General features: G+C 47.9%; 18 protein-coding genes. 10 read left to right on the forward strand and 8 right to left on the reverse strand.

What is annotated here, in order from left to right; translation table 11 throughout:
• The first annotated feature begins 85 nt into the window (after nucleotides 1–85).
• The 8 genes from MKY95_RS02085 to MKY95_RS02120 all read left to right on the forward strand — a co-directional run bounded on the left by MKY95_RS02085 (nucleotide 86) and on the right by MKY95_RS02120 (nucleotide 8,746).
• Nucleotides 86–274 (forward strand): aspartyl-phosphate phosphatase Spo0E family protein, encoded by a 189-nt coding sequence (locus MKY95_RS02085; RefSeq protein ID WP_315372307.1) that lies wholly within the window; start codon nucleotides 86–88, stop codon nucleotides 272–274.
• 242 nt (nucleotides 275–516) lie between these two features.
• Complete coding sequence (locus MKY95_RS02090; protein WP_339196607.1) at nucleotides 517–2,340, forward strand: sensor histidine kinase; 1,824 nt, start codon at nucleotides 517–519, stop codon at nucleotides 2,338–2,340.
• Between the two features lie 5 nt (nucleotides 2,341–2,345).
• Nucleotides 2,346–3,113, forward strand: a complete 768-nt coding sequence (locus MKY95_RS02095; RefSeq protein WP_339196610.1) for a response regulator — start codon at nucleotides 2,346–2,348, stop codon at nucleotides 3,111–3,113.
• Nucleotides 3,114–3,216: 103 nt separating this feature from the next.
• Nucleotides 3,217–4,512, forward strand: a complete 1,296-nt coding sequence (locus tag MKY95_RS02100) for a sugar ABC transporter substrate-binding protein (RefSeq protein WP_339196613.1) — start codon at nucleotides 3,217–3,219, stop codon at nucleotides 4,510–4,512.
• Nucleotides 4,513–4,542: 30 nt separating this feature from the next.
• Nucleotides 4,543–5,253, forward strand: coding sequence for a hypothetical protein (locus MKY95_RS02105; RefSeq protein ID WP_339196616.1), 711 nt, complete (start codon nucleotides 4,543–4,545; stop codon nucleotides 5,251–5,253).
• A 344-nt stretch (nucleotides 5,254–5,597) separates the two neighbouring features.
• The gene (locus tag MKY95_RS02110) at nucleotides 5,598–6,512 is read left to right on the forward strand and encodes a sugar ABC transporter permease (protein WP_339196619.1); all 915 of its coding nucleotides are present in this window, start codon (nucleotides 5,598–5,600) and stop codon (nucleotides 6,510–6,512) included.
• Nucleotides 6,496–7,350: a carbohydrate ABC transporter permease gene (locus MKY95_RS02115; protein WP_074093196.1), complete on the forward strand. Its 855-nt coding sequence runs from the start codon at nucleotides 6,496–6,498 to the stop codon at nucleotides 7,348–7,350. The genes MKY95_RS02110 and MKY95_RS02115 overlap by 17 nt, the downstream gene beginning before the upstream one ends.
• Nucleotides 7,351–7,408: 58 nt before the next feature.
• Nucleotides 7,409–8,746 carry an FAD-dependent oxidoreductase gene (locus tag MKY95_RS02120; protein WP_339199886.1) on the forward strand — a complete coding sequence of 446 codons (1,338 nt, stop codon included), beginning with the start codon at nucleotides 7,409–7,411 and terminating at the stop codon, nucleotides 8,744–8,746.
• Between the two features lie 525 nt (nucleotides 8,747–9,271).
• Here the strand turns inward: MKY95_RS02120 and MKY95_RS02125 are convergent.
• The 4 genes from MKY95_RS02125 to MKY95_RS02140 all read right to left on the reverse strand — a co-directional run bounded on the left by MKY95_RS02125 (nucleotide 9,272) and on the right by MKY95_RS02140 (nucleotide 12,457).
• A complete protein-coding gene (locus tag MKY95_RS02125) occupies nucleotides 9,272–9,922 on the reverse strand; it encodes an amino acid ABC transporter permease (RefSeq protein WP_076253898.1) in 651 nt (216 codons plus the stop codon).
• A gap of 111 nt (nucleotides 9,923–10,033) precedes the next feature.
• On the reverse strand, nucleotides 10,034–10,756 hold the full coding sequence (locus tag MKY95_RS02130) for an amino acid ABC transporter permease (protein ID WP_036616642.1): 723 nt from the start codon (nucleotides 10,754–10,756) through the stop codon (nucleotides 10,034–10,036).
• A gap of 101 nt (nucleotides 10,757–10,857) precedes the next feature.
• Nucleotides 10,858–11,688 (reverse strand): transporter substrate-binding domain-containing protein, encoded by an 831-nt coding sequence (locus MKY95_RS02135; protein WP_047840395.1) that lies wholly within the window; start codon nucleotides 11,686–11,688, stop codon nucleotides 10,858–10,860.
• Nucleotides 11,689–11,728: 40 nt separating this feature from the next.
• Complete coding sequence (locus MKY95_RS02140; RefSeq protein ID WP_051449904.1) at nucleotides 11,729–12,457, reverse strand: amino acid ABC transporter ATP-binding protein; 729 nt, start codon at nucleotides 12,455–12,457, stop codon at nucleotides 11,729–11,731.
• Between the two features lie 480 nt (nucleotides 12,458–12,937).
• Here MKY95_RS02140 and MKY95_RS02145 point away from each other — a divergent pair, with 480 nt between their 5' ends.
• A complete protein-coding gene (locus MKY95_RS02145) occupies nucleotides 12,938–14,551 on the forward strand; it encodes a glycoside hydrolase family 28 protein (protein ID WP_339196625.1) in 1,614 nt (537 codons plus the stop codon).
• A 150-nt stretch (nucleotides 14,552–14,701) separates the two neighbouring features.
• On the opposite strand, the gene MKY95_RS02150 is transcribed toward MKY95_RS02145, so the two are convergent.
• Nucleotides 14,702–15,553 (reverse strand): AraC family transcriptional regulator, encoded by an 852-nt coding sequence (locus MKY95_RS02150; protein WP_036616653.1) that lies wholly within the window; start codon nucleotides 15,551–15,553, stop codon nucleotides 14,702–14,704.
• 257 nt (nucleotides 15,554–15,810) lie between these two features.
• Here MKY95_RS02150 and MKY95_RS02155 point away from each other — a divergent pair, with 257 nt between their 5' ends.
• On the forward strand, nucleotides 15,811–16,272 hold the full coding sequence (locus MKY95_RS02155) for a cupin domain-containing protein (RefSeq protein WP_017691032.1): 462 nt from the start codon (nucleotides 15,811–15,813) through the stop codon (nucleotides 16,270–16,272).
• A gap of 151 nt (nucleotides 16,273–16,423) precedes the next feature.
• On the opposite strand, the gene MKY95_RS02160 is transcribed toward MKY95_RS02155, so the two are convergent.
• The 3 genes from MKY95_RS02160 to MKY95_RS02170 form a co-directional block, all read right to left on the reverse strand.
• A complete protein-coding gene (locus tag MKY95_RS02160; protein WP_339196628.1) occupies nucleotides 16,424–17,275 on the reverse strand; it encodes a hypothetical protein in 852 nt (283 codons plus the stop codon).
• Nucleotides 17,272–17,790, reverse strand: coding sequence for a sigma-70 family RNA polymerase sigma factor (locus MKY95_RS02165; protein ID WP_339196631.1), 519 nt, complete (start codon nucleotides 17,788–17,790; stop codon nucleotides 17,272–17,274). Before MKY95_RS02165 ends, MKY95_RS02160 begins: the two co-directional genes overlap by 4 nt.
• 273 nt (nucleotides 17,791–18,063) lie before the next feature.
• Nucleotides 18,064–18,891 carry an aldo/keto reductase gene (locus MKY95_RS02170; protein WP_036616658.1) on the reverse strand — a complete coding sequence of 276 codons (828 nt, stop codon included), beginning with the start codon at nucleotides 18,889–18,891 and terminating at the stop codon, nucleotides 18,064–18,066.
• Between the last annotated feature and the right edge of the window lie 146 nt (nucleotides 18,892–19,037).

Here is a 19,037-nt window from a genome sequence, read left to right on the forward strand (position 1 = left end):
ATAAATATTTTATTCTGCAAAGGAATAAAATATGAATTTTTTGGCAATGTATCCTAAACTGTTATACAAAGAGGGGGTGCATGCTGTGAGTGAACCGATACAGATCACAGATAAAATCGAACGGAACAGGCAAGAGTTGAGTCGTTTGGCGGAGAACCATGGCATGCAGGACAACAAAGTCCTCCGACAGTCCATGGTACTGGACGAGCTTATTAATGAATATAATCGATTCAAATATAAAAGCCATCTCAGGAACAGACAACCGATTGCATAATGCAGTCGGTTTTTTGGTCTAATTAGTGTTCTATAGAAATAGCGTAGTCGACTGTAGCGATACAGTCGGCTTTTTGGCGTTCACCCTGAAACCTATGCGGATAACTTGAAATTCCGTACCAATTCCAGGATTGGCAGGATAGCGGATGATCATTAAAACTGGATATGATGACCCCAGTTATATCCAGATTGATCAGTGAAGGGGGCTCATACAATGATCGGGAGAGGGAGGGATGAACGGAAATGATGGACAAGGTACGCATTTTTTTTGGAAAAAATGTAAATCTGCGCACCAAGTTGCTCCTGTTGTTCCTGGCGCTGACGTTGCTGCCGCTAAGTTTGCAGGGATTGATGAACTACAAGCATTTCTCGAAGACGATGGATCGCAAGACCGAGCAGTTCACCATTGATATGGTTCGCCAGATTAACGCCAATCTGAATCGGCTGCTGAAGGACTATGAGCGGTTGTCGCTCTTGCCGCTTTACGATCAGATGGTGCTTGGCATTCTGGGCAAATACAACGCTTCAATGGGGTCGGGAACATGGGCGAGGTCTGAGGATTATCTGAAAATGAAGCTTTACACATCGGGTCAAGCTTATGACCGGCCCGAGATTCGGGGAATTCATCTGATCAGCAACAGCGGTATTTTGTTCTCCAATCTCGATTCACTGGCGGTCAAGCCGGTATGGGACAGTAGGCAGGATGATTGGTTTGCAGAGCTTGAAGACTCGGAAGGGACATGGCGTCTGCTTCCTCCGCATCAACCCGGCTATTACACGGGCGGTCAGCAAGAATCGTATATATCGGTGGGCAGAGTGCTTCGAGATCCGGGCACGCTCCAGCGATTGGGTTACATTCTGATTGATATCCGTCTGGAGGCCTTCGGTCAACTGTTATCCAATCTGAATTATGAGCAAGATGCAAGCCTGATGATTGTAGACAGCAAGCAGCGTCTGCTGTTCGAACGGACCTCAATCGGAGGGATGTCTGCGTACGACCAGTTGCTAATGCAGGGACAGCTTCAAAGCTATGCAGGAAACCAAAAAGTTATTCTGGATGGGCAGTCTTATCTCTATGTAAAACACCATTCCAGCTATTCCGGGCTTTCGGTGATCAGTCTTACACCTATTGCTGTGATTCAAAAGGAGTCGGGTGAGATGCTCACCTTCACAATATGGTTCGCTGTGTTATGTATGGCGGGTATAGCGATTCTGGCGGTTCTGTTATCTTATCGTATCACCCGGCCGCTGATTCGACTGAAGCACCACATGATTCGGGTGGAGCAGGGAGATTTTAGCCAGCGTGTAGCACACTTCAGCAGTGATGAATTCGGACAGATTAGCCGGGGCTTTAACCGAATGATGAAAGAGATTCATCGGCTGTTCAATGAGGTGTTTCTGCTGGGCATTCAAGAGCGGGAGGCAGAGTTGTCAGCGTTGCAAAGCCAGATGAATCCCCATTTTATATATAACACGCTGGAGTCCATTAACATGATGGCCATTCGCCAGAAGCATGCTGAGGTATCGGACATGGTGACGGCGCTTGGCAAGCTGCTGCGTTATACGATTGATAAGGTGGACCGGATGGTTCCACTTGGAGAAGAACTTGCTTTTGTACAATCCTATGTACGCATTCAGCAGGTACGTTACGACGGCAAGTTAGAGATTATCTATGATATCGAAGAAGGGATAGCCGAGTATTTGATTCCCAAGCTGGTATTGCAACCGCTGGTGGAAAATGCAGTCTACCATGGCATTGAAGGGCAGGAAAATGGAGGAGTAATCTGGGTATCTGCCTTGAAATTCGACCATGAGTTGCTGATTAGCGTGCGAGACAACGGTAAGGGTATGACTCAGGCAAAGATTGACGAGTTAAATGAGTCCATATCAAAACAGCCATCCAATGAGGCATTACGTTGCCATGCCGGGGACAGTCTGGGGCTTAACAATATCGCTCAGAGGCTTCGCCTCATGTATGGAGAAGGCGGCAGCCTAAGCATTGATGGAAGTCCCGGGCAGGGACTGGTGGTCACGATATCCATTCAACTTCTACCGAAAGGGGATTGAAGCGCATGTATAAAGTATTGCTTGTAGAGGATGAGACGGTCATCCGTCAGGGACTGAGGGAGCTGATCATACAAGTGTCTTCTCAGTTTCAGGTAACGGGCGAAGCGTCGAGCGGTACCGAGGCGCTGGATTTTCTGAGATGTGAGGTGCCGGACGTGTTAATCACGGATATCCGCATGCGTGAAATGGACGGACTAACTTTGGTAAGCAAAGCAAGAGACATGTACCCTGAATTGCTAATGCTCATCATTAGCGGCTACGGCGAGTTTGAATATGCACGCAGAGCGATGGAGTTCGGGGTGTTGAACTACCTGTTGAAGCCCATCGATCGTTATGAACTGGCATTATGCATACAAAAGATTCAATTGCTGCTGGATCGCAGATACGGTATTACAACTCTTTCTATCCCTGAGCCATCTGGCAAAACAGAACACGCTGGTGGAGATACACGGAAGATTATCCGAGATGTGAAGGAGCACATCAAGCAACATCCCGATGGAGATCTGCGACTTCAGACGATAGCCGATCTTGTTAACTTGAACCCTACTTATTTAAGCCAATTGTTCAAGAACGAAATAGGCATCAATTATTCCGAATACATCACAGAGGCACGTATGGAGCGGGCCAAGTGGTTGCTGATCAATACGGGTCTCAAAATCTATGATGTGGCACGGTTATCCGGGCATCAGAGCCCCAAACACTTCATGTTGGTGTTCAAGCAGCAGGTGGGATGGACCGCAGGAGAATATCGAGACCGATTCAGTATCTCTTGAAAAACCATACCATTTCTGTAGTTGACGTGATTTAAGGGGGAACGATGCTTTCGTTATACTTTGGTTGCACATATATACCACGACGTCCATAAGGGGGATTTCCATGAAAAAAGCAGGACTGATACTGGTTTTTATATTCATGATGATGGCTTCAATCGCGTGCACAAGCTCCAATTCCGGCAGTGAATCTGGCAGTTCAAGCGGAGAGAATGGAGAGGTCGAGCTGAAGTTCATGATGTGGGGCAATCAGGCGCATATGGATGTGTACAACAAGTTGATCGATGACTTCACAAAGGAAAATCCAGGCATCAAAGTAACGATGGAATCCGTACCTTTCGCAGAATACCAGCAAAAGATTTCGGTGCTTGCCGCCGGAGGCTCTCTTCCCGATCTCGCCTGGGTATCGGAGCGAATGATACCACAATTCAAGTCCAACCACATTCTGGCCGATGTATCTGAGTTTAAAGATGATGCACAGTTTAAGCTGGATGATTATATTCCAAGTACATTGGATTTGTTCCGTGATGGCAATCAACTGCTGGGATTACCTTTTTCTACACCTCCGGTGGTCATGTTTTACAATAAATCGCTATTCGATCAAGCCGGCCTGACTGATCCAAACACACTTGCTACCCAAGGACAATGGACATGGGAACAGTTCGAAGAGTCCGCCAAAGCCATTACCAGCAAGGATGCGACCAACCGAGTCTATGGCGCCAACTTTTTTCGCGACTGGAAGACCTGGGCGGTGCTTTCCTCCTACTCCTGGTCCAATGGAAGCGGTCCATTCGACGAAAGCATGACAACGTTCACCTGGAACGATGCCTATGGCGTACAGACTTTTGAATTGCTGGAACGCATGATGTTCACCGATGAATCACACCCGAAGGCGGGCGAACAGGTCAGCTTTGATGCGGGTAATGTGGGCATGTTCTTCGATAATTACAGCTATGTTTCCAAAGCAAGGGAGATTACGGATTTTGAATGGAGCATCGCTCCTATGCCTTCCGGTTCTCAAGGCAGTGTGCCAATGCTGGGGCAGGCCGGATATGCCATGTTCAACGACAGCAAACATCCAGAGGAAACGAAGAAACTGTTGAAGTATTTTGCCAGTGAGCAGGGAATTCAGGCGACAGCCACCTACTTTGTGCCTCCGCGTACCTCTGTTCTGAACTCAGATGCATTCATTCTTCAGCCGAATAACCCGAGCAAAGAGCATATCGTGCAGGCGGTCATTGATGAAATGCCAAAAGCGCGCTTAATTCCCGGTCATATCCGTTGGCAGGATATCGACAATGCGGTATTGCAGGGATTTGACCGACTGTTTGCAAAGACAGCGACAGCTGAGGATAACCTGAAACAAATACAGGAAGAGATCCAAAGTGTGTTGCAACCCTAAATCATTTGATCGAAACCGGAGGTGAGAACGATGGGCAAATTCAAAGAATTACTTGAACAGAAACCGCTGTCGCTGGTGATCAGCCTGCCTGAGAATGATATTGCTTTGGCACGGGCAGCCATGGAAGAGGGCGCTGATGCACTGAAGGTGCATTATAATGTTGGTCATCGCGCCAGCGGGAATCATTTTGGTCCATTGGACATGTACGCCGAGGTGTTTCGGGCGATCCGCAGTGAGTTTGGTGGTCCGCTTGGGGTCGTACCTTCTGGCAGTATTGATGGAGCAAGGCGAGAGGATGTGGAGAGGCTTTCCGGACTGGGTTTTGATTTCTCTTCCATCTATGCACATCACTTGCCATCTTTCATGTTGAATGACTTGGGGCTGGACCCAACGTTTGCGATCAATGAAGAATATGATGCTTCCCTGGTAAAATCGGCAGCTCACTTCGGGTTCACTGCTCTGGAGGCATCCATTGTACCTGGAAAAGAATATGGTACACCGCTCAGCTTCGCGGATGTGCTCAAGTATCGCCGTCTGGTCTTGCAAGCCCAGGTACCGGTATTGGTTCCTTCTCAGCGAAAGCTGGTGCAGGAGGATGTTCGGGTGCTGCGCGATACCGGGGTAAAGGCGATCATGCTTGGGGCGGTCGTGACAGGCAACACGGAGGAGCAGTTGCGAAGGGCTGTGAACGGGTTCCGTAATGCGGTGGACAGTCTGAACCGTCCGGACTATATAAGTTGAAAGTCACGTGAATCACGGGGGGCACCCCATGTTAGCATTCATTCGTTCTAACGAATCGAGGACATGTTATTCGCGCCCATTTGTACGGATCTGAAGTTTAAGGAATCAGAGAGACGTTATTTCGTCCATTTGGTCGATTTCCAAGGTTCTGGCGACATTTTATAGAGATATAACATGACTGAGATTCGTTACCCAGTGCATTCTTTAAAAATCTGCCTTATAAGATGCGGTCGATCCGATAGCGCTTGGAGCGAGGGGGATCATTCCTTTTGAGACAGCCCCTTGTATAGAATCGTCGCAGAGTTCAGCTTCGGAGGAAATTTTATTAAAAGGGGGAGGCCTGATTGACCCATTCACACAAGCGCAAAAGAGGGGGACCGCTCGCCAGAGAGGCCCAGATCGCAGGTTGGCTGTTTGTATCGCCGATGGTGCTTGGGTTTACCCTGCTGCTGTTATTTCCCATGGGTCTCGCGTTATACATGAGCCTGACCGATTGGCCGCTGCTGGGGGATCATCATTTTATTGGGTTGGATAATTACCGGAATATTATGACAGACGCGATGTTCTGGAAAGTGCTCGCCAATACAGTTTATTTCACAGCGGGGCTGGTGCCGCTTAATATTGTGCTCGCCCTGTTGCTTGCGTTGTTGCTGTCCAGAAATCTGCGGGGCATCGGAATTTTCCGAACAGCGATCTTTGTTCCGGTCATGACCTCATTGATCGTATGGGCCATCGTGTGGAAGCTGATGTATGCGACTGAGTCTGGATTGATTAATCAGCTTCTGTTGATGCTGGGCATCAAGGGTCCGGCTTGGCTTTACAATCAGGATCTGGCAATGCCAGCGATTATCGTGACAAGTGTGCTGAAAAATGTAGGTCTGAACATGGTGCTGTTCATAGCAGCCATTCAGCAGGTACCGCGTTCGCTGTACGAAGCGGCAACATTAGACGGGGCGGGCAAGAGGGGAACTTTCTTTCACGTCACACTGCCCATGATCACGCCAACCGTGTTTTTGACCGTAGTCATGACCGTGATTGGTTCACTCAAAGTATTCGGGCAGATCTATGTGATGACACAGGGCGGGCCGAGCAACAGCACCAAGGTATTGGTTTATTATATCTGGGAAAAAGCATTCAAGTTATTTCAGTTTGGCTATGCTTCTGCTCTCGCATATGTACTGTTCTTTATCGTGCTAATTCTGACGCTGCTGCAATGGCAGCTCCGAAAGAGGTGGGTATTCAATGAAGGCGATGCCTAGTCCTTCGGGGCGGAAGATAGGAAGTACTCTGGGGACGTATTTGTTGCTGACTCTGATTTCCCTCATTATGATTGTGCCATTTATCTGGATGATATCGACATCATTCAAGGAACCCCAGAGCATATTCACCTATCCACCGCAGTGGATACCGGAAACATTCCGATTTCAGAACTATATCGATGTCTTTCAATTGATTCCGTTTCACCGTTTTTATTGGAACAGTATCTACATTTCTGCTTTGGTTGTGCTAGGAACTGTATTCTTTGCTTCCCTCGCAGGGTATGCATTTGCCAAAATTCCGTTCAAGGGACGCAATGTGGTATTTCTCATCCTGCTGAGTGCGATGATGATCCCCCATGAGGTGACGGCAATTCCGATGTTTCTGTTCATGCGGCAGCTGGGGTGGATTGATACCCATCTTCCGCTGATATTATTGCCGATCTTTGGCGCGGGTGGTGTATTTGGCATCTTTGTGATGCGGCAGTTCTTCATTACGGTGCCAACGGAGCTGGAGGAAGCGGCGATGATGGACGGCTGTAACCGATTCCGAATATATGCGCGAATTATGCTGCCCATTGCCAAGCCGGGTATGGCTACGCTGACGATCTTTACGTTTGTGACGATCTGGAATGAGTTTTTTGATCCGTTGATCTTCATTAACTCGCGTGATCTAATGACGCTGCCGCTTGGATTATCCCTGTTTACAGATGAAGTGGGTACAGCCTGGCAATATCTGATGAGTGCCACCGTCATGGCAACCTTGCCACTGTTAATTGTTTTTTTTCTGGCACAGCGGCGCTTCATTGAAGGGGTTGCCATGACGGGACTGAAAGAGTAAGCCGTGTAATACGTGCAATAGAACGAAGGAGGGACAACATTTGCGTGAACGGATGAGCATGAAAAAGGAAGAAGCAGATGTCGTTATTGTGGGAGGGGGTCCTGCGGGTATAGCGGCAGCCATTGCGGCTGGACGGCAGGGGATACGAACAGTGTTGGTGGAGCGATATGGATTCGTGGGCGGGATGTCAACCGCCGCTATGGTCTATCCCTGGATGACTTTCCATACGGAGCGCGGTGAGCAGGTTATTAAAGGTATTGCGCAGGAGATTGTAGATCGTTTGCAGGCACGTGGCGGCTCCCCGGGGCATCTGCGCGATACGGTTGGATTTGTTCATACCGTCACGCCGTACCATCCAGCCATCTTTCAGGTGGTTGCAGCAGAGATGTTACAGGAGGCAGGTGTCCGGCTGTTATTGCACAGCTTTGTGGACGAGGTGGTCGTTGTAGAGGATCGGGTGGAAGCGGTGCGAGTGACCAACAAATCTGGAAGAAAGGAGTTCCAGGCGAATGTATTTGTGGATGCAAGCGGTGATGCGGATCTGGCTTATCTTGCGGGTGCTTCTGTGGCAAAAGGACGAGACGGCGACCATCAGTCACAGCCAATGACCATGAAATTCCGCATGCGTGGTGTCGATCTTGGACGAGTGAAACAATACATGCTGGAGCACCCGGAGGACTTCTATGTGAAAACTCCTTTTGCTGAACTGGACAGCATTCCGTTAACCGGGGTGAGTGGTTTCTATTCCCAGTGGAAAAAAGCAGGTGTGCCGATTAATCGCGACCAGGTGTTGTTTTTTACCGGACCGGCAGAGGATGAAGTGCTGATTAATTGTACCCGGGTGCAGGGGCTCGATGCGACGGATGCCGAGGATCTGACCTCTGCGGAGCAGGAAGGCCGGAAACAGGTGCTGATGATCGCTGAGTTTTTGCAGCGTGATGTGCCTGGATTCGAACGGGCTTCGATCTCGGCAGTAGCGCCGCAGATTGGTATTCGTGAATCGAGACGGATCATTGGGCAGTATGCATTGACACAAGCGGATGTAGTTGCAGGACGGAAATTTGACGATGTGATTGCCAGAAGTGGTTATCCGATTGATATTCATGACCCTTCGGGTCAAGGTGTTGTGGCTGCCTTTATAGAGGGGGATGGGGCGTACGATATTCCGTATCGCTGTCTGATCTCTCGCAATATCCGCAATCTGCTGGCGGCAGGACGCTGCATCTCCACCACACATGAGGCGCATGCAACGACAAGGTTGACTCCAAGCTGTATGGCTACCGGGGAGGCCGCAGGAACAGCTGCTGCACTCACAGTGAAGATGAAGCTGGACCCGGTTGATCTGCCAATCGAGCTGTTACAGGCGGAATTACGTCACAACGGAGCGGCGATCTAGCGGATGAGCTGATTGTGGACGAATTGGGTGAATCGGGTGAATCATTAATAGTGAAAGTGGATGTTTATTTAATTCGCGGTGGTGGCGTAAGTTTTAACGAACCTGAAACGTCTAAATTCGGGGCTATAAGCTGAAATGAAAAATGTAACGAATCTCAGCGAAGTTATTTTACTCAAAACCCTGTAATAGGGGGTAAAAGTGGGGTAAATCGGAAGAATAGAGCGTCTATGATTCGTTAGATTAGGCAATGTCCCGAAAAAGGCTAAATAAGCTTCCCTCAGTTCGTTAGAAATTGGTGGGAAGCTTGTGAATTGATGAGCATAACTGTAGCCCCAAAGACTCCAAATCCACTACATAGGTGGGTTTAGAGTCTTTGGGGCGCTTTCATTCTTTTCATCTATTAGGTTCTTTCCTTCAAGTTCATTTCTTCATATCTGATCAATCATGGGGTCTCGGTTCCGTCATGCTCCTTCATGTTTCGTATTATCTCATGCCTTATTCTCAGCGCTTCATTCATTCAGTCATTCAATTCATCCGTGCCTCAAGTCGTCTTGCGACAATGGATAGCGCGTAGTTGATGGCAAAATACAATACGGCTGCGAGCAGCAGGGCCGGGATAATGTAATCAAAACTTTGACCGCCAAGGATCTGCACGTTGTGCATCAGCTCCGGCAGAGAGATGATGATCGCCAGTGAAGTATCCTTCAGGAGTGAGATGAACTGGCTGACCATCGGCGGGGACATGCGGCGTAGCGCCTGTGGCATGATGATGCCACCGAGAGTCTGCATGTAACTCAGGCCCGAGGAGCGGGCAGCTTCCACCTGACCGCGCTCGACGGATTTCAGACCGCTACGGACGATCTCGGCGATCATCGCGCCTTCAAACAGACTCAGTCCAACAACTGTGGACCAGAAGACGGACATTTTAATCCCGAGCTGTGGAAGTACCATGTGGATGAAGAAAATGATGAGCAGCAGCGGCAGATTCCGGATCGTATCCACGATCACTGCGACGATCTGTGACAGAACAGGGATACGGGTAAATCGGATTGTACCCAGCACAGTGCCAAGCACAAAGCTGAATATAATGGATAGCCCTGCTACCTGCAGGGTAATCAGGAATCCATGAAGCAGAAAACGAAGGTTGGGCCACGCATAGGCCCCGCTAAAGTCCATATTTTATTAGCCTCCTTCTGTATGCAGGAATGAAATATCGAAGATCAATAGATGGGGCATGGACAAGCCAATATATTTCCCTAAAAATCTGCGCAGGTACAAGTCAATCTGTTACATGGTGACCTGACCTGCCGGTTTGTTCTTTTTCGGTTTGCCTTTGGTGCTGCGCGCTTCTGCATCGCTCTGTCCAAACCTGCGCTCCATATAATGTACCAGGAAGCTGAGTGGTAGTGTCAGCACCAGATAGAACAGCGCAACAATGGTGTACACACTTAGCGGCTGGAACGTATCCGAGTTAACCAAGTCGGCAAAATACATAAGATCCATACCGGCGACAACGGCAAGAATGGATGAGTTTTTGACCAAATTGATGAACTGGTTGCCGATGGACGGCAGTACAATCTTGATGGCCTGGGGCAGAATGATAAGGTTCATGGCCTGTACATAGGACAAGCCGGAAGACCTTGCTGCTTCCAGTTGTCCACGCGGGACCGTCTGAATGCCCGCTCGGATCGCTTCGGCAATGAAAGCGGCGGTGTAGATGGTCAGACCCAGAGTACCGGAGACAAATCCATCCAGCGAGATGCCTAGTGCAGGCAGTCCAAGATAGAAGAAAAACACAACCAAAAGTAATGGGATGTTTCGGATAAATTCCACAAAAGCCGTGCCAATCCAGTTCAGCGGTTTCACAGGGGATATCCGAAAGATAGCCAGGATCGCGCCAAGGATAAAGCTGCCAATGAGAGCCATAATGCTCACTTGAATCGTATTCAGGAACCCTTCCAGAAAACGATCCGAGTGTCGCATTAGTACGCTGAAATCCAATGTGCCCATATAGGCGAAGCCTCCGTTCTCCAGATGTAGAAACGGCGATTACGTCTGCTCATGCTTCGCATCCAGCAGACGAATTCGCCGCTTACCTATCTTAATTCGGGTTACTCGGGCTTCGCGCCCAGCCATTTCTCATGTAAAGTGTCATATTCCCCACTGTCTTTCATGCTTTTGAGCAGCGTGTTGACTTCCTCCACGAAGGCAGTGTCACCTTTGCGAATGGCCATACCATAAGGTTCGCTTGTGAAATTGCCACCAACCAATTGGAAGCTGTTATCCGTCTGTTGCATACCGATGAGGATGATGTTATCTGTAGTCAGCGCTTCGCCTTTACCTGCTTTGAGAGCAGTGAATGCATCCTGATAGTTATCGAATTCAAGCACCTCAGCATCCGGGGCTTTCTCGCGAATATTCTGAGCGGATGTGGAGCCTTTCACCGCGAGTACTTTCACCCCGCTGAGGCTTTCTAGGCCGGTAATCGCACTGTCGTTTTTCACCAGCAGGGATTGGCCTGCTTCAAAATAAACATCACTGAAATCTACCTGTTCCTTACGCTCATCCGTAATTGTCATTGTGGCAATGATGATGTCGATGTCTCCATTTTGCAGCATGGGAATACGTGTCTTGGAAGTGACCTCTTTCAGTTCGACCTTGGTCTCATCTCCAAGGATCTGTTTGGCGAGTGCTTTGGCGATATCAATATCGAACCCTTCAACGTTGCCACTTGCAGGATCTTTCAAGCCAAACAGCTTCGTATCGTATTTCACACCGGCGATGAGCTTGCCGCGTTCCTTAATCCGCTCAATCGTGCCTTTCGCCTCAGCATCGCCACCACCGCTCGCTGAAGGTGTATCTGTACCTGTGCTACAACCTGACAATACAAGGGAGAGAATGAGGACAAGCATAAATGATGGCCATTTCAATAATTTCTTCATGAATAAAAGACCCCTTTCAAAATGGAATAGTGGATTATTCTTAATGATGAATCAGACGGCTCAGGAATTGCTGTGCTCGTTCTTCTCTGGGGTTGTCAAAAAATTCAGCAGCGTTGGCCTCTTCTACAATTCGGCCTTCGTCCATGAAGATGACCCGGTCCGCAACTTCGCGGGCGAATCCCATCTCATGAGTAACAACGACCATGGTCATGCCATTATGGGCAAGGGAACGCATAACATCGAGGACTTCCCCGATCATCTCGGGATCGAGAGCAGAGGTAGGTTCGTCAAAAAGCATGATTTTGGGCTCCATAGCGAGTCCTCTGGCGATGGCTACCCGTTGTTGCTGTCCACCGGACAACTGGGAGGGATAACTGTCTGCTTTGTCGGCAATGCCCACCCGGGTCAGATACTTCATTGCTGTTGCGGCTGCCTGTTCTTTGGGTTGTTTGCGCACCTTCATGGGTGCAAGGGTAATGTTATCGATGACTTTTTTGTGAGGATAAAGATTGAAGTGTTGAAATACCATGCCGATGTCACGGCGGAAGAGGTTAATGTCCACCTTTTTCTGATGTAGAGGAATCCCACTGACGACAAGTTCACCTTCGGTAATGGTCTCCAGGCGGTTAATACAGCGGAGTAACGTGCTTTTGCCGGAGCCGGAAGGTCCGATAATGACGACGACTTCTCCTTCTTCAATGTGAAGATGGATATCCTTGAGGACATGAAAATGACCGAAATGTTTCTGGACACCCCTAAATTCAATCAAGAGTACACCCCATCCTTTCTGCAACGTCTGTGTGTAAAAGGAATAATAAGGAATAAATTGAAACTAGTTATTTAATCATACATAGTCATCCTGCTTATGGCAATTGGTTTGTGATAAAACATGACATAAGTAATAGGTTACCTAGGGCTATAGCCAGAAAATATGTTATATATCTGTCATGTTACTAAACCCCTTGTGACGAATCCTGATAGAAAAATGAATCTATTCTCCTAGTTGCTTTCCAACCTTTGGAATAGTTGTATAGAGTATACTGAAAGTGATGTTTGATTTATGACTCTGATTAACAAAACAAATAGCATCAAGTTCCACGTGTACATGGCAAGAAAGCTCAACCCTACACGTCATGCCATTGATATGATGGAGCGAGAGAGCGTCCGTTTGAACGTAAGTAAGGAAAGTAAAAGCGATGTATTGATCCCATAACAATTCCATTACATGTAGAGAGGATGATTCTGCACGATGAATACATATCACTCCCCAATGTCGACAGGAGCAAGTGCCCAGTCCGATGTTCGAGCTTATGAAGCTAAGTTGCCCGTCATCCCTGCTCAGGATTTTCAGCTTACAGACTATGGAGCTGTTGGAGACGGCGTAACAGATAATACGGAGATGTTCCGACTTGCCATCGCTTCATGTGCTGAAGCAGGAGGTGGGAGAATCGTCATTCCTGCCGGGGTATGGCTCACAGGTCCGATTGTAATGCGCAGCCGGATCGAACTACATGTGGAAGAAGGGGCACTGGTTACGTTTAGCCGAGATTTTGATCAATACCCATTAATTGCATCAAGCTTCGAAGGCTGGCAGGTGGTACGTTGCCAATCCCCGATCGATGGTGATCAACTGGAGGATATTGCGATTACTGGTGAGGGGATATGGGATGGGGGCGGGGAAGCGTGGCGCCCGGTGAAACGCTCCAAAATGACCACTTCACAATGGAACCAATTGGTCGCTTCCGGTGGTGTTGTAGAGCAATCCGGCGGAGATGAAGAAATCTGGTGGCCTACCACAGCTGCACTTGAGGGCGGCACCATTGCAAATCGATTGCATCAGGAGCAGGTACGTGATGTCGCTGCCTATGAAGAAGTCAGAGACTTTTTACGCCCCAACATGGTCAGTTTGCGCAGATGCAAACGGGTATTGCTGGACGGTCCAACGTTCCAGAACTCGCCTGCATGGAATCTGCATCCCTGGGCATCTGAGCATGTCACCATTCGTAACGTGAGTGTGCGAAATCCGTGGTTTTCTCAGAATGGAGATGGGCTGGACGTTGAATCCTGCCGTCATGTGGTGGTGGAGAATAGTGTATTCGATGTCGGTGATGATGCGATCTGTCTGAAATCAGGCAAGGATGCCGAAGGCCGTGAACTGGGTCTTCCATCGGAGTACATCACCATTCGGAATTGCACGGTGTATCACGGTCATGGCGGGTTTGTAATTGGCAGTGAAATGTCCGGTGGAGTGCGGCATGTGCGTGTGTCGGATTGTACGTTTATCGGAACGGACATTGGACTTCGCTTCAAAAGCGCACGTGGGCGCGGCGGAATGGTTGAGGACATTCAGATTGAGCGCATATATATGAAAGATATCATTATGGAAGCGATCTCGTTTTCCTTTTTCTATGCAAATCAGGAAGGGTCTGCCCGGGGCAGTGATCTATCTCAGGAGATTAGCGAAGAGACGCCAGTGTTCCGAGATATTCGAATATCGGATGTGATCTGTGCGGGTGCCGACACTGCGTTGCTTGTGAGTGGATTGCCGGAACAGCCTTTGGATGGGGTGATCATCCAGCGTTACAACGTGCAAGCTCGCAGTGGTATCCAATGTGCTCATGCAAAACATCTGCATATCGCTGAATTGAAGGCGCAGATCACTGAAGGTCCATTGGTTCATTTGCACCAGTGCAAAGGGGCGGAGCTAGAGAGCATTCAGGGAAAAGGTGCGGATGGCCGACTTCTGATGGTGACCGGACACGAGTCCGCAGGCATTGTATGTCGTGAAGGCGATGCAGACACAGACGGTCGTCAGATATCTGTGGGTCCCGAGGTGCGAAGTGGCGTGATCATTCGTAGATAAAAAGTATGTAATAGGGTTATACAATTTGGTCCAATTCAGCCGTAGTGGTGCAGCCATGATCCAGTAATCGTGATGCCTTTTGATATAAGGAATGCGTAATCTCTGGAGCGAGGCTACCCACTCGGCTTTTATATGAAGTTATCTGATGATCTACCGGTGTTCCTTACGATAGCGCAGCGGTGTTGTACCGGTAACCTGTTTGAATGTTTTGTTAAAATGAGCCGTATGCTCAAATCCTACCTTCTCAGCGATCATCTGGACACGCTCTTGTGTGGACAGCAATCTTCGTTGTGCCTCCCGGACACGAACAACACGCAAATATTCGCTAAACCGAAACCCCGTAAATCGGCTGAACATTCGGCTCAGATAGGATGGACTGATATAAAAACGATTGGCTGCACCCTCCAATGTAAGTGGTTCGGTATAGTTTTTATTCACATAAGTGACAATTTCACTGATTTTGTCCTGCATCGGATGCAAGGGACCGGGGCATGACTGCCGGATGTCCTCCTCTACCCGATGGATACGGATCAAAAGTTGGGCAAGCAGACTTCTTACGGCGATCTCATAGTGAGGGCGTCGCTCTTTGCATTCTTGCAGCATCTGCCACAATATACGCTCCATCTCGGGCTGTTCCGCTTCAGGCAGGCGAAGGAGTCTTGAACAATTAAAAGGCAGCAGACCACATATGCCAAGTTCCATCCCCGTTGCAAAAGCAGGAGAAAAACCGATTAATATCCGTTCGAAGCCGGGAATACTTCCTTTGGAGGTGGTATGTACATCGTGTGGATTAATCAGAATAAAATCACCCTTGCGGGCGGACAGAATCTGACCATTCATGGAATACACTCGTTCACCTTCAAGTAAGTAATACAGTTCGTAGAATGGATGAGCGTGAGGTTGTGGCATACCATTCCCATCATGTCTGCGCATATGTTCAATGGTAAATGAATGTTCACCGATTCGGTATTTGGGTCCAATCCGGTCCTCTATGAGACTCATGGTACAGCTCCCCTCTGCTTCACGGATTAACAACGATATCCATATCATAACGGAACATCCATCTTTTTGTAAACGCTATCATTGGAAATGAAATATTTCTTTAATCCTATCGTTAAATACCGAGAGAATGAATTCGGCATGGCACTTATGTGCTGTCAAGGTGACAAAACTTGAATGATGTTTTAGAGTAGGGGGAGAGAGGCGAAACTCTGGTTAAGGAGTGCCTTCAATATGATTTGGAAGGAAGGAAACAGGTTATGACGACACATGAATTATCGCCATTGGTTGCTGCGCTCAATATGCAACCTCACGTTGAAGGCGGTTGGTATAAGGAAGAATGGAAGGCGTCTTATCAGATTCCACAGTCCGTTCTGCCGGATACATACTCCGGTCCACGATTCTCGGCAAGTTCCACGTATTTCCTGCTGCACGCACATGAAATCTCCGAGTGGCATACGGTTCTGTCCGATGAACTTTGGCTGTGGCACAGCGGCAGTCCAGTTGAACTGAAGCTGGGTGGCAATGGGGAGAACCCGGAGAACGAGGAAGTTCTTGTTCTGGGGATGGATATTGCTGCGGGGCAATCACCACAGGTGCTCGTTCCTGCCGGCGTATGGCAGACAGCGCGTCCGCTGGGCGATGAGCCTGTACTGGTAACTTGCGTAGTAGCGCCAGGTTTCCACTTTGATGATTTCAAGCTAGTATCCAAAAGCGAATAGGTTTTAATATGTGAAAATCCCGATCCGAGATGCTCAGGGCATCCGAATCGGGATTTTTTTGGATCGAGCGTATTAAATATGCTGAGGTCTATGCCCAGTTCAGGGATGTAGGATTCCCTTTTGGATCAGCATCACTTTGGGCAATGACTAATCACTTCGGATTCTCGTTACTCATCCAGCTGTCCACATAAAACTCCTCATGATAATCCGGTTGCTGAGCTAGTTCTTTGAGCTTCTGTTCAGCTTCTTCAGCGGTAAGATATTCTCCAATAACTGCTGTAAACTCACCAGTGGACGTTTTGAGGAAAGAGATGTCCTCATCCGGATAGGATTCTTTAATTATACCCATCGATTCTCCAAAAGGCATTGATTCTGTGCGGAGAGAGTATACCTTCCGAGGTGTGACCGGTTTGCCGTCGGAAGTCAGTTTCACTTCCAGGTATCCAGGGTTCTTAAATTCCGTTACGGCATACTGTACCCCTTCTTTTAAAACAACTACGAATCCGACGGAAGAGTCGTCTAAAATCATGGAACCATAAACATCTTTCACTAAAGGCTGGGTCATGAAGTCGGCTTTTACTTTCTTTATATCCATGTAACGTGCACCGCTAAAAGTGAAGAGGATACGATTCGGTGCTTCTTTGTGTACCACATTATAATGGGGTGCATCATTAGTCTGATTTTGATCGTCGGTGCTAAAATTGATTTTTAGCGTATTTTCGGTTGCTTCCGATCCCACAGTTACTCCATCTGTAACTTTGCCTCCATCGCCAAATTGCAACACCTGAACAATAGAGCCGACCACAGGTATTTTGGACATGGCGTTTGCTACGGAAGGGATGTTCACCACGAAGAGAAAAGCAGCACATGCCGCTATGACTGAGGCATAACGAATCATTCGAGATGAATTCTTGCGAGCAGTGGCTCTTTTCTGTGCATGATGAATAACGTCAGTAAGTTGAGCAGGGATTTCAATATTTTCGTAACGATCTTTTCCTGTCATACGTTCTCAACCTCTCCTTCAATTAAATCCATTTTTAATTTGTTGATAATCCGATAGAATTTTGACTTAACGGTATTCTCCGACAGGGAGAGCACTTCAGCGATCTCCCGGAAACGCATATTACCAAAGAACTTTAATATAATATAGGCTCTATCTTCGGGCACGAGTCGATCCAGTGCGTCATATAGATCCATTTTTTCTTCTAGCGACGCCCCTCGCTCTGGAGCTACAAACTCCTGCACATGATCCTCTATATAGGTCACTCGCTGGTTGCGTCGAATATGATCTATCGCTGTGTTAATCACAATTCGTGACATCCAGGAATCAAAATAAGTCATGGACTCCATCTTTCCATAAGCGATGTACCCTTTATAGACCGCTTCGGATACGATATCCAGCGCTTCTTGTTCATTTTTAACATAGCAGTATGCCAGTCGATATAATTTATTTTGAATCTCTGTTATTTTTTCGCTGAACTGTTCTTCTTTTGTCTTTCTATGGTTCAGTCTAATCACTCCTGATCCCCCCTGATCAACCTAAATATTCAAGTCACCGCTCGTTCCAGGCCTGGTTTCTATAGAAGTGCTTGAGTTCGTTTGACACTCGTTAGACTGGTGAGGAGAAGAAATAGTTCTAAACGGTCAAGAATTTTTTTTCTTTCGGCCCTGAATAGGATAACGAGCCTCGCCTCCATTCTTAACAACGAATAGTTTGCCTATAACATCACATACCAAAACACCCGCTCTTCTAAGATCGAAGGCGGGTGTAATCGAATTCATCTGCTTATATTAGAAGTTAAAGTTGTCTGGATCAGAACCAAATCGTTTATTCTCGTTCAGACTGTTAATCTGCTCTATTTCTTCCGAAGTTAACTCAAAATCATAGAGATCAGCATTCGCGTGAATACGCTCAGGTGTAACGGATTTCGGTATGGTCACGATGCCGTTCTGCAGATCCCAGCGCAGAATTACTTGTGCGGGGGACTTGCTGTATTTGGCGGCGATATCCTTCAGCAACGGATGATCCATCAGATGACCTTGTCCGAGCGGAGACCAGGCTTCGATCTGAATCTGATGTTTGTTGCAGTACTCACGAAGCTCTGACTGAATCAATAGTGGGTGAAGCTCCACCTGATTAACTGCTGGTTTGATCGTGGCATCGATCATCAAGTCTTCCAGATGGTGAATCTGGAAGTTGCTCACACCGATCGCGCGGATGCGTCCTTCTTTATGGAGTTTCTCCAGCGCTCGCCATGTGTCTTTGTACTTGCCCTTAACCGGCCAGTGGATAAGATAGAGATCCAGGTACTCCAGTTCGAGTCGTTCCATGCTTGCTTCGAAGGCAGCCAGCGTGGATTCATATCCCTGATCACTATTCCAAACTTTAGTGGTAATGAACAGATCCTCACGAGCTACTCCAGATTCACGAATACCCTGAGCGACACCTGTTTCGTTGTTATACGCTTTGGCTGTGTCGATGCTGCGATAACCAGCTTGAATGGCTGTTTTGACAGCATGAACGACTTCGTCTCCGTCTTTAACTTTGAATACCCCAAAACCCAGCCATGGCATTTTGACTCCGTTATAGAGCGTGGTTGTGTCCTGCACGTGTTTCATGGTCCGAAATTCCTCCTCTTATTGATTCATTGTTCCACTATGTAATTACCCTGCTGTTCAGTAGCCAATCGATATCGAAGGGCCGTCTTGAATGATTATACTAAAATCTGTCTGGTCTTGGTAAAGGGAGTGATCCATTTTACGAA

The sequence above is a fragment of the Paenibacillus sp. FSL P4-0176 genome (genome assembly GCF_037975265.1).
GTDB lineage: Bacteria > Bacillota > Bacilli > Paenibacillales > Paenibacillaceae > Paenibacillus > Paenibacillus amylolyticus.